General features: G+C 60.6%; 12 protein-coding genes and 1 tRNA gene. 5 read left to right on the top strand and 8 right to left on the bottom strand.

Annotated elements, in window-relative coordinates; genetic code table 11:
• Together CS919_RS01905 and CS919_RS01900 are read left to right on the top strand one after the other, a co-directional pair.
• Complete coding sequence (locus tag CS919_RS01905) at positions 1 to 1,077, top strand: potassium channel family protein (RefSeq protein ID WP_099297730.1); 1,077 nt, start codon at positions 1 to 3, stop codon at positions 1,075 to 1,077.
• Positions 1,077 to 3,170 carry an ATP-dependent DNA helicase UvrD2 gene (locus CS919_RS01900; RefSeq protein WP_099297728.1) on the top strand — a complete coding sequence of 698 codons (2,094 nt, stop codon included), beginning with the start codon at positions 1,077 to 1,079 and terminating at the stop codon, positions 3,168 to 3,170. Before CS919_RS01905 ends, CS919_RS01900 begins: the two co-directional genes overlap by 1 nt.
• Here CS919_RS01900 and CS919_RS01895 read toward each other — a convergent pair.
• Both CS919_RS01895 and CS919_RS01890 read right to left on the bottom strand, forming a co-directional pair.
• A complete protein-coding gene (locus tag CS919_RS01895; protein ID WP_099297726.1) occupies positions 3,151 to 4,035 on the bottom strand; it encodes a hypothetical protein in 885 nt (294 codons plus the stop codon). The two genes, CS919_RS01900 and CS919_RS01895, sit on opposite strands and share 20 nt — an antisense overlap.
• Before the next feature lie 70 nt (positions 4,036 to 4,105).
• Positions 4,106 to 5,605, bottom strand: a complete 1,500-nt coding sequence (locus tag CS919_RS01890) for a zinc-dependent metalloprotease (protein ID WP_099297724.1) — start codon at positions 5,603 to 5,605, stop codon at positions 4,106 to 4,108.
• Positions 5,606 to 5,696: 91 nt separating this feature from the next.
• Between CS919_RS01890 and CS919_RS01885 the strand changes: the two genes are divergently transcribed.
• Entirely contained in the window at positions 5,697 to 6,782 is a 1,086-nt protein-coding gene (locus CS919_RS01885) for a YlbL family protein (protein ID WP_099297722.1), read from the top strand.
• Positions 6,783 to 6,803: 21 nt separating this feature from the next.
• On the opposite strand, the gene CS919_RS01880 is transcribed toward CS919_RS01885, so the two are convergent.
• Positions 6,804 to 7,349 carry a PPA1309 family protein gene (locus CS919_RS01880; protein ID WP_099297720.1) on the bottom strand — a complete coding sequence of 182 codons (546 nt, stop codon included), beginning with the start codon at positions 7,347 to 7,349 and terminating at the stop codon, positions 6,804 to 6,806.
• Between the two features lie 143 nt (positions 7,350 to 7,492).
• Between CS919_RS01880 and CS919_RS01875 the strand changes: the two genes are divergently transcribed.
• Together CS919_RS01875 and CS919_RS01870 are read left to right on the top strand one after the other, a co-directional pair.
• Positions 7,493 to 10,519, top strand: a complete 3,027-nt coding sequence (locus CS919_RS01875; protein WP_099297718.1) for a UPF0182 family protein — start codon at positions 7,493 to 7,495, stop codon at positions 10,517 to 10,519.
• Between the two features lie 100 nt (positions 10,520 to 10,619).
• Positions 10,620 to 10,696: transfer RNA gene (locus CS919_RS01870), tRNA-Met, on the top strand.
• Positions 10,697 to 10,996: 300 nt separating this feature from the next.
• Here the strand turns inward: CS919_RS01870 and CS919_RS01865 are convergent.
• From CS919_RS01865 to CS919_RS01850, 5 genes are all read right to left on the bottom strand, one after another.
• A complete protein-coding gene (locus tag CS919_RS01865; RefSeq protein ID WP_234990741.1) occupies positions 10,997 to 11,398 on the bottom strand; it encodes a cupin domain-containing protein in 402 nt (133 codons plus the stop codon).
• A gap of 19 nt (positions 11,399 to 11,417) precedes the next feature.
• Positions 11,418 to 12,785: a DUF6114 domain-containing protein gene (locus tag CS919_RS01860; protein ID WP_099297716.1), complete on the bottom strand. Its 1,368-nt coding sequence runs from the start codon at positions 12,783 to 12,785 to the stop codon at positions 11,418 to 11,420.
• Positions 12,775 to 13,089 (bottom strand): DUF6230 family protein, encoded by a 315-nt coding sequence (locus tag CS919_RS10995; RefSeq protein WP_306345832.1) that lies wholly within the window; start codon positions 13,087 to 13,089, stop codon positions 12,775 to 12,777. The genes CS919_RS01860 and CS919_RS10995 overlap by 11 nt, the downstream gene beginning before the upstream one ends.
• Entirely contained in the window at positions 13,090 to 13,266 is a 177-nt protein-coding gene (locus CS919_RS10990; RefSeq protein ID WP_306345831.1) for a hypothetical protein, read from the bottom strand.
• A gap of 266 nt (positions 13,267 to 13,532) precedes the next feature.
• Entirely contained in the window at positions 13,533 to 15,248 is a 1,716-nt protein-coding gene (locus tag CS919_RS01850; RefSeq protein ID WP_099297714.1) for a dihydroxyacetone kinase family protein, read from the bottom strand.
• Positions 15,249 to 15,390 lie beyond the last annotated feature (142 nt).

The following is a 15,390-nucleotide window of genomic DNA, read 5'->3' as shown; positions in this document are numbered from 1 at the left end:
ATGGGCAATAAGCTAGGCGACCGCTTTCGCGCTGATCAAGAGGTGGATGAGCTTCCGCACCACGCCCTGCTCAACATCGTTCACATCCCAGAAGCGGCGGTCCAAAGCCCCTGGTGGTTGATTGCCCGCCGAATGTTCTACGCAATGATTTTGCTGTTCGGTACGGCGGCCGTGGCCTTTTGGGACAAGGAGGGCTACACGGGGATCAACACGTTCCTCGATGCCGTTTACTATGCGGCGGTTTCGTTGTCTACCACCGGTTATGGTGACATCGCCCCGGTGACCCAGGAAGCCCGCCTGATGAACATCGTGGTGATCACCCCGATGCGCGTCATCTTCCTGATCCTTTTGGTCGGTACCACCCTGTCCGTGCTCACGGAGGAGTCCCGACGGGCTCTGCAGATTCGTCGCTGGAGGAAGCGCATGCGTAATCACACCATCGTCATCGGTTATGGCACCAAGGGCCGTTCAGCCGTGACCGCTCTGCTGGCCGATGGCGTGGCACCCGGACAGATCGTGGTCATCGATTCCGACCGCGACGTGCTGGAACAAGCCACCACCCAAGGATTGGTGACCGTTCAGGGCTCGGCGACCCGCTCGGACGTTTTGAAGCTCGCGGGCGTCAACCGCGCCCGCGCCGTGGTGGTGGCACCGAACCAGGACGATACGGCCGTTCTGATCACCCTGTCCGTCCGCGAGATCGCGCCGTCTGCCACCATCGTGGCCTCGGTTCGCGAATCCGATAACTCCCACCTGCTGCGTCAATCCGGCGCGGACTCGGTGGTGGTCTCCAGCGAAACGGCTGGCCGTCTGATGGGACTGGCCACCGTCACCCCAAGCGTGACGGAAATGATGGAAGACCTCCTCAGCCCGGACGATGGATTCTCCATCGCCGAGCGCGTGGTGGTGGAAGAGGAAGTCGGTGGCAACCCACGCGTGCTGGAGGACGTTGTTCTCGGTGTGGTTCGCTCCGGCGAGCTCTACCGCATCGATTCCTCCGAGGCCGAGACCGTGGAGCCAGGGGACCGCATTTTGTACGTACGCAGCAATGTCGACCCTGAGGAGAGTGCGCTGTAGTGTCCGGGGGACGCGTCCCGTTTGATCTTTCCGAACTAGACCCCGACCAGCTCCAAGCAGCCACCGCCCCGCGGGGTCCCGTGTGCATCATCGCCGGCGCGGGCACAGGCAAGACCCGCACCATCACTCACCGCATCGCGCACCTCGTGGGCGGAGGTTACGTCAACCCGGACAACGTCATGGCCGTAACGTTTACCACCCGTGCTGCCGCCGAACTGCGTGAGCGACTCACCATGATGGGTGCTGCCCGCGTGCAAGCGAAGACATTCCACGCAGCGGCCATGCGCCAACTGGGCTACTTCTGGCCGCAGTACGCAGGCGAGCTGCCGTGGCGCTTGTTAGACGGCAAATTCCCCGTGGCTGCCCGCGCCGCTCGCGGTGCCCGGCTGGATGCAGATAAGACGCAGCTGGCGGACATCATCGGGGAGATCGAATGGGCCAAGTCCTCACTGGTCGCGCCCGAGGATTATCCGGGGCGCATCGTGCCCGACCGGCGCGATTGCCCGGTGCCGCCGGAGCAGTTCGTGCAGATCTTCAAAAACTACGAGCAGCTCAAGCGCGGCGGCGAGCAGATGCTGCTGGACTTCGATGACCTGCTAATGCACATGACAGCGGCCCTGGAGTCTGAGCCTGGCATCGCCGACGAGTTCCGTTCCCGGTACCGCAGCTTCGTGGTCGACGAGTATCAGGACGTCACGCCGTTGCAGCAGCGGATGTTGGATGCCTGGTTGGGGGAGCGGGACGATCTCACCGTGGTGGGCGACGCAAACCAGACAATCTACAGCTTCAATGGCGCGACCCCGGATTTCCTGTTGGACTTTTCCCGTCGCTTCCCTGAGGCCGTGACCGTTCGCCTGCAGCGGGACTACCGATCCACCCCGCAGGTGGTGGATCTGGCGAATAGGGTGATCGGCCAAGCCAAGGGACGCGTGGCCGGAACTCGGTTGACGCTGATTGGTCAGCGCGAAGCCGGCCCGGTGCCGAGCTTTTCTGAATATTCGGACGAGACGGCAGAGGCCGAAGCAGTTGTCCGGGAAATCTCCGCGTTGCTGGACAAGGGCGTGCCTGCTTCCGAGATCGCGGTGCTGTTCCGCATCAACGCGTCGTCGGCAGCCTATGAATACGCACTGGAACAGGCAGGAATCGGTTACCAGGTCAAGGGCGGCGAGGGTTTCTTCCAGCGTCCCGAGATCCGAGAGGCCTTGACCGCGCTGTTGCGTGCCTCCCAGCAGTTCACTCCAGATCCGGGCGACGTGCTTAACGCGGTGCGTGCCGCGCTGGTTCCAGTGGGACTGACTCCGCAAGAACCCACCGGTGCCAAGGAGCGCGGACGCTGGCAGTCCCTGCAAGCGTTGGTGTCTCTCGTCGAAGAGCTCACCACGGCTACCCCGGGGCTGTCCTTGTCTGGCCTGATGGGACTGCTGCGTGAACGCGTGGAAGCGAAGAACCCGCCAAAGGTGGAAGGCGTAACACTAGCCAGCATCCACGCCGCCAAGGGCTTGGAGTGGGACGCGGTGTTCCTCGTGGGACTGGTGGATGGCATGTTGCCCATTCACTATGCGCTGAAAGGCACGGACAGCGAAGGCGCCATCGAGGAAGAGCGTCGCCTGTTCTACGTAGGCATCACCCGCGCCCGGGAGCACTTGCACTTGTCCTGGGCACAAGCGCGCCAGCCGGGTGGAAAAGCGAATAAGCGACGCACACGATTCCTGGACGGCCTCATGCCCGCTGCCGACGACGCAATGGAGCGTCGCGGGAATTCCCGCAGCAAGCACCTGGGTGCGCCGAAGAATTCCTGCGTGGTGTGTGGAGCGCGGCTGTCCACCCCAGAGTTCAAAATCATCGGCCGATGTGGGCAACACGTGCAGGACCTTGACCACATGGTGGTTACCCAGTTGCGATCCTGGCGCACAGATGCGGCTAAGGAGCGCAACGTTCCAGCGTATGTGGTGATGACGGATGCCACCCTAAAAGCGATCGCCAGCGCGCTGCCCACCACACCAGAGGAATTGGTGCAGGTGCCGGGCATGGGGCCGGTGAAGGTAGAACAGTTCGGCGAGGACATCCTGGCGATTACGCAGAACGTGGCCTAGGCAGTTGCTTGGTCATCTGACACGCCATGCACTCCGGATCCGCGGTGATTTCGGTGGAGCTGACGTGGACATCGCCGAGCCTAATCTCCGAACGGTGGCGGAGAATCTCCGGAATCTCGGACGGTAGGCAACCGCGGCTCTGCCAAGGAATCAGGTGCCGCGCCACGATGCTGGCGACCATGAGTGAGGACGCTTCAACGTGTAATTGATCTGTGGTTACGGGCCTGCCTGCCGCTTGCATTCGAATGCTGTTCCACTGCGCATCCTGGTGGCCGTAGTGGCCATCAAAGCAGTTCAAGCAAGGAGTGACCCCGGGGATAACCAAGGGGCCGATGATCACGGAGCCATCGATAGCCGCACTGGGGAGATGGCTGATGCCGGCCTGCATCAGCATGTAGTGCAGATCTGCGGGCAGAAACATGTTCCCGGGCAGTAGCGCCACGGAGGTGCGCTTATGAGAGACCAGCGTTGCGGGACTGTCCACCAAATGCGCGGAGATTCCTTCTTTTCGTAGCGCGGCGATCTGCCGGTCGCTCGCGGTTCCTGATTTCAGCACCGGCACGGAGTGCTGTTCCGGATACTCCCGCAGAACACGGCAGCGCATGAGTTCGTCCACAATGTCCGCAGCAGCATCCGGACCTAGTCCGCAGTAGTTCAGGGATGCTGTGAGCTCGTCGATGGGGACTGGCAGCCGTGCCGCTGCCAGAGCAGTCATCACGTGTCCGGGGGACACATGAGCAGGAAGCGGCAACACGATCGCATTGTGTGGGAGCAGATTGAACTGCACGCCCACTCCGGGACGCGCGATCACCGCCGTGCCTCGGTTGATGTGTACCTTGCAGCGTGCCTGCAGCGGTGCGGTCATGATTCCCCCAAAAAGCCTGTGACAGTGACATCCCCCCGGAAGTCACAGTCAGCTTAGCAAGACCGGCAGGTTACTCGCCGTCTTTGTTGTCGCCCTCATTCTCATCGTCACCAGCGGAACCAATCTGGCGGTCGTCCTCGCCAGAATTGTCCTGGTTCAGCTCGCGCTCCAGGCGCTCGATCTCGGAGATGGGGTTGAAGTCCTTCATCTCGTCTGCGTCGAACGTGACATGGCCAATGAAGGCGGCCGGATTGTCGAGGTCCTCGGCGACGGGCAGGAAATCCGCGTGATCCCAGATCGCGTCGCGCTTTTCGGTGCCCACAGCCTCTTCGAGTCGACGCCACAGTTCCGCAGCCTCCGCAGCCTTCGGCGCGGACAGGCTAATACCCAGAGTCTTGGTGAGGTTGTCCATGGCGGGGGAGCCGTTGGTGCGGAAGCTCTGCCACGCAGCACCAATCATGGCGGCTTCAGGGATGCGGGAGCCCAACGCGGAGCCCACCACGTAGTCCACCCATCCCTCGACCAGCGACAGGCTGGTCTCTAGGCGCTGTCGGGCGTGGGCGTTAGAGGAGACAACCTCGGGCTGGATCTCCTGGCTCTGGAATCGGTTCATCATCTCCTGCATGGCCGCAGGATCGTTCATCATCTCCGGATTGAACTCGCGTGCAGCCTCGTCCAGCTTGGAGGTGTCGATGGTCAGTCCGGCGGCGAATTCCTCCACGTCGAGGATCAGGCGCTCGGTCAGCCACGGCACGTGCTGGAACAAGCGATGGTGTGCGGCTTCGCGCGCGGCCAGGTAGATCAGGGTTTCTCGGTTGCCTGCGCCCAGCTTCTTGGATAGTTCGTCCAGGTGAGCGGTGGCGATGGCAGCCGTGCGGCCAGTGGCCAGCGGCATGCCCCACTGGGTGGATAGGATCACGCCCTTGGCCAGCTCGCCGAGCGTATTGCCCAGCTGTGCGCCAAAGTTCATGCTGTTGACCTGCTTCATGATGGATTCAACCGGTCCCAGTTGTCCGCGCATTTCCTCGGGCATGGCAGACAGGGAGGCATCGCCCAGCTTCTCTGCCAGAGGCGTGATGATGCGCTTCCACGTGGGCATGGTTTCTTCCAGCCACTGGGTCGGGCCGAAGGCCACGGAGCCAGTCGCGCCCGCGGGCAGGGTGGTGGCCTCGTCGAGCCACAGTTCGGCGAGGCGCACGGATTCAGCCACTGCTTGGGTGTCCTCGGACTTCGGTCCGGCTGCTTGGCCGATGTTCTGCCGAGCGATGCGCTCGGCCATCGAGTAGTTGACGGTCTCTCCATTGCCGGAGTTCATGTCCGTGCCGAATCCACTGAGCATGGAACCGAACTGGTTGATGAGATCGCCCAAGTTTCCGGAGCTCATTCCGCTGCCGGTGCCACCGGGGCCGCCGAAGAGGAAACCGAATGGTCCGCCGCCGAAGTTGCCTGGACCACCGGCACCGTTGTTGCCGGAGCCGTCGTTGTTGTTATTGCCCTCGTTGTTGTTGCCCCGACGTTCATCGTCGGAATCATCGCCCGAGTTGTTGAAACCGAAGCCGAAGTTACTCATGTCTTAAACCGTACCTGCGGGCTGCTTTTCGTTGGGTGCTCGATGGGCGTGGGAGTGTGCGCCCTCAGCGAACACGGGTAGGCTTTCTCGGGTGACTTTCTGGAATCGACGCAACCGTACAGTCGTTATCGGTGCTCTACCAGTGGTTATGCTGATCTCTTTGATCGGTTTACCCACTGTCCCCGGTACCGATATCGATATGACTGTGCCTTATGCGGCCCAGGGTAAGGGACCCACTTTCAACACTCTGGGAGATGTTGACGGTAAGCCCGTGGTGGAAATCACCGGCGAAACCCCTGATGAAACCAGTGGCAATCTGAACATGACCACCGTGTCCGTGCGCACGAACATGACGTTGGCGCAGGCGCTGGGTCGTTGGTTATTCACCGACGACGTGCTGGTACCCATCGAACAGGTCTTTCCCCCGGGACAGTCCCCAGAGGCAGTGCAAGAGAAGAACGCTGCGGCTTTCGCTGCGTCCGAATCTAACGCGACGATCTCTGCGATGGATTATCTGAAGCGCCCCGTGGAGACCATGGTGATGGACATCAGCAAGGATTCGCCGGCCACGGGGGTGGTGCACATCAACGATGTGATCCTCAAGGTGGGGGATAAGGACGTATTCCGGCCAGACGACTTGGCGGAAGAGATTCGCAAGCATCAACCGGGAGATACGGTCACGTTGACGATCGACCGTCACGGACGTGAGATCACCAAGGACGTTCAGCTGGGGGACATGCCCGAAGAGCTGCGCGAAAAGGGCGAAGATGACCCAATTGCGTTTCTGGGCGTGACTTCGGTAGCCCAGCCTGCAGGTGACCTCAAAGTGGAATACAACCTCACGGATGTCGGCGGTCCATCGGCCGGATTGATGTTCTCCCTGGCTGTGGTGGATAAGTTGAGCCCCGGCGAGCTATCCGGTGGGCGCTTCGTGGCGGGCACCGGCACTATCGACGGCACCGGCACGGTTGGTCCGATCGGCGGCATCACCCATAAGATTCACGCCGCAGCTGATGCAGGTGCAGAGGTATTCCTCGTGCCAGCGGACAACTGCCGGGAGGCACTGACCGCGGGCGAGGATGACGTGCAGCTGGTGGAAGTGGATTCGCTCGACGATGCGATCGAGGACCTAGACACCATTAATTCCGGTGGTCAGCCCAGCCTCTGCCAGGACTAGCCGCAGAATTATTCGTCGCTACTAGTCGTCGAAGCCCTCTTCGAAGGTGGCCCGCAACGTGGCGATCACGCCGGGGGCGATGTCATCGCCACCCAACAGCTCCACTTTGTCTTGAGCGAAGGCGTCCTCGGACATCTCCTGGTCCGTGGGGCGCAGTTGGATCAGTGAACGCTCGGCACCGCTGCCGTCCTCGTTGAGCACACCGGAGTACAAACGCGCCGCGCGAGGCTCCGCGCCCGCGCCGTCTGCCGAGTTCACGAAGGTAATCTCCTGGGCCAAAATGGCGCCCACCACTTGTTCCGGCCAGCGCACAGTAGCGATGAATTCTCCCAGCTCCTCCGAGCCCGGGCGGATATGATCCGGAACATCTTCCTGCACAACCAGGGCCAGGGGGTTGTTTGCGTCGTCATCAAACGAAGAACCCAACGCATCAGCAACCAGAGCATGGGGAACCAAACCAAACAACGTCGCCGGACGATCCCAGCCCTCAGCCTGGACGAAATCAACGGCCTCGAGCAACGCGGCATTGAGAACGCGGATGTCGTGGAGATCGGGGTTTGAGGTCACGGTGAGGACTCCCTGTCGCGAATCGGTGGAAAACCTGTTTAGGCACTGAATATAAACACACGTATCCTATGGAAAAGAACACTTTTGCATACGCCGTACACTCTACGACTCGCGACGTGTGCTGATCAGGAGAGATCCCCACTTTGAGCATCACCCCGCCACCACCAGCCGGAAAAAAGTCGCCCTCACCTCGACCGAATCGCCGAGCTCAACTGCTCGGTTTTGCAGTGGGATTGGCGGCATTGGCTTTCTTCATCATCCCGGTCATCGTCTCCAGCTACGTGGACTGGTCATGGTTCCGCAGCGTGAACTACCAGGGGGTGTTCGTCAATGTCATCGTGGCGCGCGTAATCCTGTTTGCGGTCTTCGGTTTGCTGGCCGCTCTGATCGCGTGGCTGTGCGTGTACGCGGCCTACCGGGCGCGCCCGGATGATTTCGAATCCATGGGATCGTCCTCGCCGCTGGCGGAATACCGGCCCATGATCGGCAACAACATGCGTCCATTCCTGGTGGGCATGCCCGTGTTCATCGCGTTGATCACCGGCTTGATCGCGCAGGCCAACTGGCGCACGGCGCTGCTGTTCTTCAACGGCACGGATTTCGGTCAGCAGGATCCGCAGTTCCACAAGGACCTGAGCTTCTACGCGTTCAACCTGCCGTTCTTGCAGTTCATCCTGTCCACGCTGAGCATCCTGCTGATCGTGGGATTCGTGGTCAACGGACTGACCCACTACCTGCTGGGATCCATTACGACCGGCAACCCGCGCGTGGGGGAGAAGGCCTCCGTCTCCGTGCCGGCGCGTCGCCAGTTGGTGATCATCGCGGGCGCATGGATGATCCTCAAGGCCGTGGACTACTGGTTTGACCGCTACTCGTTGCTGAACAACCAGCACGATACGTTCACCGGCGCCTCCTACACCGATATCAACGCGATGCTTCCGGCGCAGATCATCCTGCTGGTGATCTCCCTGTTCGTTGCGGCAATGTTCTTCTCCACGATCGTGCTGCGCGACCTGCGCCTGCCAGCCTTGGCTGCGGCGCTGATGGTGGGCTCCAGCTTGGTGGTGGGCGTGGCCTGGCCGATGATTCTGGAGCAGTTCTCCGTCAGCCCTAACCGCGCGGAGAAGGAAAGCGAATACATCTCCCGCAACATCCAGGCCACGCGCAAAGCCTATGGCATTGGCGATGATGCCGTGACCTATGAAAACAATTGGGGCGCGCAGACTGGCGAGAAGCCAGAGCAAGAGCGCAAGGAGATCGCCAACGATGAGGCCACGTTGTCTAACGTTCGCCTGCTGGATCCAGAGGTGCTGAGCCCTACCTTCACCCAGCAGCAACAGCTGCGTAACTTCTACGGCTTCCCGGATGAGCTGAGCATCGACCGCTACCAGGTGGACGGCGAGACCCGCGACTTCGTGGTGGCTGCGCGCGAGATTAACCCGAACACGCTAACAGGCAACCAGAATGACTGGCTGAACCGCCACACGGTCTACACCCACGGCAACGGTTTCATCGCGGCACCGGCGAACAAGGTGGACGAGGTGGCACGCGAAGCTGGTTCTGCTCGTGGTGGTTTCCCCGTATACACCCGCGCTGACCTGCAATCGATCGCCTCGGGCAAACAAGGTGGCGAGCTCAAGGTGGACCTGGAGCAGCCGCGCGTGTACTTCGGTCCGCTGATCGCCTCTTCTCAGGCTCCGAACTCGGACTATGCCATCGTGGGCACCACCGGCCAGGAGCCAGTGGAGTATGACACGGACACGGAGAACTACACCTACACCGGCTCCGGCGGTACGGATATCTCCAACTACTTCAATCGCGTGATGTTCGCTGCGAACTTCGAATCGATGAACATGTTGCTGTCTGACCGCATCGGTGAGAATTCCAAGATCCTCTACGAGCGCGATCCGCGCGAGCGCGTGCACAAGGTGGCGCCGTGGCTGACCACCGATTCCAAGACTTACCCCGTGGTGGTCGATGGTCGAATCAAGTGGGTAGTGGATGGTTACACCACGCTGACGAACCTGCCGTACTCCGAGCGCACGTCCCTTACTGATACCACTGCGGATGCTCTGAATCCCGATGGCGTGAACCAGACCCAGTTGGTCAACAACGATGTCAGCTACATCCGCAACTCGGTTAAGGCCGTGGTGGATGCCTACGACGGAACCGTGGATCTCTACGAGTTCGACGAGCAGGATCCCGTGCTCAAGGCGTGGCGTGGTGCGTTCCCTGACGTGGTGAAGCCGAAGTCGGAAATTTCTGAAGATCTGATGTCTCACCTGCGTTACCCGGAGGATCTGTTCAAGGTGCAGCGCGAGTTGATCGCCAAGTACCACGTGTCTGATCCTGGCGTGTTCTTCCAGAACGACGCCTTCTGGTCCGTGCCGTCTGATCCTTCCGCCGCGGAGGGTCGTCAGGAATTGGCGCAGCCTCCGTACTACGTGGTGGCCAAGGATCCTGAGAGTAACGACGCAAGCTTCCAGATGATCACGCCTTTCGTCGGCCTCCGACGTGAGTTCTTGGCTGCTCATATGACGGTGGATTCTGATGCAGCATCTGATTCCTACGGCAAGATCTTCGTCCGCGTGCTGCCGACGGGTACGCAGACTCAGGGTCCGAAGCAGGCTCAGGACACGATGATGTCCTCTGATGAGATCGCGCGTGAGCGTTCCTTGCTGGAGGGCACCAACCTGCTGACCAACGGCAACTTGCTGACGCTGCCGGTGGGCGATGGCCAGATCCTGTACGTGGAGCCGGTGTACTCGCAGCGTAAGGGTCAGGAATCTGCGTTCCCGAAGCTGTTACGCGTGTTGGTTTCCTACAACGGCCAGGTGGGCTACGCACCGACGATTGCCGAGGCTTTGGATCAGGTGGGTATTGATCCGCAGAATGCGACGGACCTCGAGGAGATCGACGGTTCTGTGGTCAAGCCGGAGGAAGAAAACGACAGTCAGGGCAGTGGCTCTGATGATTCCTCCAGCGATAGCCAGTCCGACGACCAGCAGGATGGCTCCGGGGCTGTGACGGGTAACTCGAGCGCTGCGCAGCGCGTGCGTGAGGCCATGGACAAGGTCAAGGACGCGCGAGCCAATGGCACCTTCGAGGAATTCGGTAAGGCTCTGGACGAGTTGGACGCTGCAGTGAGTGCCTTGCAGCGTGAGCAGTAGTGCTCCTGAGCAGGCGATTTCACTATTTGTCCACTCTGCGTTAGAGTAAATGAGTCGCTAACAAGGGCAATCGAAATGGTTGAACTAGTTAAGCACTCGACGCGGGGTGGAGCAGCTCGGTAGCTCGCTGGGCTCATAACCCAGAGGTCGTAGGTTCGAATCCTGCCCCCGCTACCAACTTCAAGTCCCGATCAGCTTCGCGCTGATCGGGACTTTTCGCTTTCTTGATCTATAGCTGCCTTTAGGTACCTGTGATCAGGCCAGCAATGATCCATCCGCCTAGGTCAATCTTGGCCCGACTCGCCTGCACCCAGGCTCTTCCAAATTTTCCTACCATTCCTTCACTGAGCGGTTCACATGCGTCACATTGGCCTGCGGAGATGCGTCGCCCTCTTTGAGGATTGGTACAGAAGTATGAAGAGGGGCGAGGTTGGCGTCGGAAAAGAAGGGGCAACGAAGGCCCAATAGTCACCTAATTTAATCAGCCTGGAGGATGACTAGCGTCGCGGTCGCCGGATTGTCTGCGCTCAAGCTGTGTACTTTCCTAGCGGCGATGTGAAGGGCAGTTCCTCGCTCAAGGCTAACTGTCGAAGTTTCGCCGTCGTCGTCGGAAATCGTGACCGCAATCTCCCCAACTTGCCCGAAGATGAGAATCGGGGACGGGGCCGTGTGATCCGCCATCGAATCTCCGGGGCGGAATGCCAGGCGAACCACGGTTGCGCCGTCAAGGCGTTCAATGACCTTGAGATTTGGTACTGCTCGCTGATCGTCAGTCCGTGGGATGCGATAGGGGTGATGCGAGATGGCTTCTGCGTCGCCGGGGTAAGGATTGGCGAGCCCAGTGAGTAGGGTCCATGATCCGTTGGATGGGTTCGCCATGGTGATTCTCCCTAACAAATTAAGGCGCAATGGTGGTTCCGGGGCCTTCGACGAGGTCGTCCGCGGAGATGTAGTACGTTACCATCGTACCGTCGAGCATCACCGTTTGCGAGGAAACAGCGTCCGGCAGCCCAGCGCCGATCTTCTTCAGCTCCTTGCCGGTGTTTTCCGGCACATCGTCCGCACTCACTGGAACCGCGAAGGGAAGCGGCACACCTGCAAGCTGCGGGGTGACGTCCAGGGAAGCCACGATGATGTGGAAGTTACCGTTCAGCGTACTGATCTGGCCTGGGCCGAAACGTTGCCAGATGTCCACTCCGATGGCGTGATCGCCGGGGAAGCGCACGCGCAGGTTGTCCAGGATCACGCGGTCGGAATCGATGCGAATGGCAGGCTTTTGTCCCTGAGCGGTGTCGAGGCCGCCGATTTCTGGCAGCGCCAGTCCGGAGAATTCTTTCGGCAGATCGACCTCGGCGTTAGGGTTCGGTGCCGGTAGGCGCGGAGCCTCCGGCAGCTTTGGTAGTTCGGGTAGATGTGGGACCGTCGGTGCCGATGGCGCCGGATTCTGCGTCAGTGGGTTCTCGTTCAGCTGGTCAGGGTTCTGCTGCTGATCGTTCTGATTAGGCAAAACGTCGTCGATGCCAGGCAACTGCAGGTTGGGCAGCTGTGCCTGGGCGTTGGACATGTGCGTGCCGGTGCCCACAGCCAGCGCGGTAAGCACAGCGATGACCGTCGTTGCCCCACCGTGTCCGCCGCGCTTGAAGAAGCTGCTTCCCTTTGGTGCCTGAGCCGCGGATTCCTGATCGTTGACGGTGGGGATTTCGGTGGTTTGGTTGTCGTCGAATTCTTCGTTCGACGCCACCTCGTCCTCGTCCGCTACAGTGAATCCTTCCGGCTCTTCATCAGCGGACTCGTCGGTGGGCTTGTCTTCGTAACCGCTCTCGCGCAGGCGCTTGCGCTCCTTGCGGCTCAACCGTTCTTCGGGGTCCCAAGACAAGGAAATTGCACCTCCGATGAGGGCCAGCATGGTGCCCAGAACGAAGCCGCCGAAGTTCGCGGCGGGCAGGGGGACGATGCCCAGCACCATCGCGGCCACACCGGTGAGAATGCGGCCTTCCGTGCGGGTCCAGGTGGAAATGCCACACGTGATCAACAGGATGCCCAGCAAGGCAGTGGAGACTCCGGACAAGGTGGAGATCTGCACCTGGATATTAGAGACCTTGAAGGACAGGTAAGCGGGGGCGAGCATAACCAGGCCGGAGAGGATCATGGCCAGGCCAGCGCCGAAGGGGCGGCGCTTACGCCACGACTTGAAGCGGCGGTTCCGTGGGCTGTCCTCTACTACGGCTTGCTCGTTGTCGGTGAGTTCAGGCTGTTTAGCAGGCACTATCTTCACTGTCTACGATGCTGATCTTTCCGCCCTTGGCGGTGAGCTTATCTGCAGCGATGGAGGTGGCGTGGATCGTCTGGTCGGAGGCTTCTAGGCCTTCGGAGACGATACCGCCGGAGCCGGGCACCGCAGAATCAGAAAGCTGACCCGCATCCACACCGATTTGTGGCTTGATCAGCGTCAGGGATCCAGCGAGGTCCTTGGCACCGATGACTAGGTTGGATGCGGTGGTGCCGTCATCCGGAACCAGCATCTGGAACTTCTTGTCTCCTACACCGGGCATGGAAATCGGGGCGGTCATTCACATGTCCGTAACCGTGGCCTGACCGATGCGCAGGCGGGAAACGGGAACGTCATCGGAGACATTGATATCGTGATCCACGAAAAGGCTGAAGCCGTCGCCATCGAGTCCGCCGACCTGCTGGGTGAAGATTGTGTCGGACAGTGCCAGGTTGGCGGACAGGCCGTTCTGTGCCATGGATACACCCATGCCACCAGAGACGAGAAGGCCGATGCCAAAAATTCCAGCGAACCTCAAACGTCGAGTGTGTCCCGTGATGACTTCCTTATTATCTTGAGAACCGGCGCTTCCTGAGATGCCTCAAGGGCTCATTACTGTGCCCAGTAGCGAGAAAAACTGCACTGTTGCGCAGCCCACGCTTTCGCGCCGGTGAATTTCAAAAGACTAGCGCTTCCACACCGCGTTTTCACTACTCTTGGCTCATAAGGACTAGAAAAAGAACTTTACTCCCCCGTGAAGTCTTTAACCTGGCCTGTTCCGCCGAAAATCCAGGACACAAGGATTGCGCCGGGATCGACCACTCCTTGGGATGCGGTGCCTAGATAGCTGGCGCGTCCCTTCTTGGCGATCATCGCGCGAGTTTTCTCTGCGCCTTGGGCTGCGGCCTCGTTGCACGTCCGCAAGACATCCTCGAAGGAAGCAGAATCCTCGGCGATTTCAGCTGCTGCTCGAGCTGCTGGCAAGAGGGCATCAACCAAGGTGTTGTCCCCCTCCCTGGCGCCGCCGAGTTCGGTGATGGCCTCGCAAGCCTTCGCGATCCCATCTCGCAAACCGATGACGTTAGACGGAGCATTCTCCATAGCCAAGGCGACCTCGCGGAACAGTGTGCCCAAGACTGCACCGGAGGTCCCGCCGGAACGGATGAACAGCCGGTGGGCGAGGGCGCTTAACACAGCAGAATCTTCTCCGCGAAGGGGAAGCTCAATGTCTCCAAAAGCCGCTTCCATGTTCTGCCCGAAGTCTCCATCCCCGGCCAGCCGGTCCAATTCGGTGAGATCGCCCGTAGCGTTTTGGACTCGCTCTACGAAGTTGCTGAGCCACGTGTTGACTTCGCCGGAAGAGGGAAGCTCGTCGTCGAACACGGTGCGCGCTGCTTCGTAACGCATCGCAGCGTCGCCGCCCTCCGGTGACTGACCACCCACTACGCGTGGCCAGGCGGGAGCGTCGGTGGGAGCGTCAAGAAGTTCCACGAGTTCATCGGTCGCCTCGGTAAGGGTGAGGGAGACACCCGCCATGTTCATTGAGGTCACGTAGGTGCCCACCATCGCACGGCGCACTGTGATGCCCCGCTGCTCTAGCTGGCGCAATGCAGAGCCGAAGACCAAGGAGAGCTCCAGCGGAGTGGTGCCGCCCAGCCCGTTGACGAGGCAGATATAGCTGCCCCTGCTGGCGTCGATCCCATCGAGAAGGCGCGTGACCACCTCATCGGCAGGCTCCACATCCACCCGATCCACGCCGCGTTCGCCGTGGATACCTACGCCGACCTCGATTTCGCCGGCGGGGAGATCAAAAGTGTCGCGGCCGTTCGTGGGCAGGTGACCTGGCGCGATTGCCACCGCCATGCTGCGGGAATGATCGGCGACCCACTGGCCCAGCTGGGCGACGTCGTCCAGGTTGTCACCGCGCCTAGCTGCCGCCCCGGCGATCTTTTCCACCAGAATCGTCGCACCGGTGCCGCGTCGTCCGGGGCCTTCCGATTCGTTGTCCTCGCCCTGTTCTGTGGCGACGTCATCGTCGACCAGAATCACTCGCGCTTCCACGTCCACGAGAGCCTGACGGGCGACCTTGAAGTTCATTACATCGCCGGTGTAGTTCTTCACCACGTGAACCACACCCGCTCCTTGGTCGGCCCACCGAGTGGCCTCGGTGATCTGCACTGCGTTTGGAGAGGTGAATAACAGGCCCGGGACGGCCGCTGCGAGCATTCCGTCGCCGACGAATCCCGCGTGCATGGGTTCGTGTCCGGAACCGCCGCCGGAGATGACAGCGACGGAAGGGGTGCCCTCGGCGGTGACGATAGGGGAGGACTGTCCGATGAAGCCGCTATCGTGCCATTGGGCATTGGGGTGCGAGGCTACGAATCCGCCGATTGCTTCGGGAAGGAAGTCAGCGGCGTGATTGCGAAAGGAACGGAGGGGTGAGCGCTCGGTGGAGTTCATATTTTCAAAGAGTAACAAGGCTTGCGCTGCCCAGCTAACTTCAAAAGATCTAAGGTACTTATTAGGAAAAATTGGCGGAGAACGCCTAGCGGCGCGAACAGAGCCGAGCGTAGGCTGGGCAGTGGAAAACCGAACCTCGCTA

This window comes from Corynebacterium dentalis, from assembly GCF_900232865.1.
Taxonomy (GTDB): domain Bacteria; phylum Actinomycetota; class Actinomycetes; order Mycobacteriales; family Mycobacteriaceae; genus Corynebacterium; species Corynebacterium dentalis.
The sequence above is the reverse complement of the archived record's forward strand: the minus strand, read 5'-3'. Positions and strand labels throughout refer to the sequence as shown.

Bases quoted from the DNA above. Each gene is read 5' to 3' on its own strand.
- CS919_RS01905 (WP_099297730.1), top strand. From the start codon at position 1: ATGGGCAATAAGCTAGGCGACCGCTTTCGCGCTGATCAAGAGGTGGAT.
- CS919_RS01895 (WP_099297726.1), bottom strand. From the start codon at position 4,035: ATGACCGCACCGCTGCAGGCACGCTGCAAGGTACACATCAACCGAGGC.
- CS919_RS01890 (WP_099297724.1), bottom strand. From the start codon at position 5,605: ATGAGTAACTTCGGCTTCGGTTTCAACAACTCGGGCGATGATTCCGAC.
- CS919_RS01865 (WP_234990741.1), bottom strand. From the start codon at position 11,398: ATGGCGAACCCATCCAACGGATCATGGACCCTACTCACTGGGCTCGCC.
- CS919_RS10995 (WP_306345832.1), bottom strand. From the start codon at position 13,089: ATGACCGCCCCGATTTCCATGCCCGGTGTAGGAGACAAGAAGTTCCAG.
- CS919_RS10990 (WP_306345831.1), bottom strand. From the start codon at position 13,266: ATGGCACAGAACGGCCTGTCCGCCAACCTGGCACTGTCCGACACAATC.
- CS919_RS01850 (WP_099297714.1), bottom strand. From the start codon at position 15,248: ATGAACTCCACCGAGCGCTCACCCCTCCGTTCCTTTCGCAATCACGCC.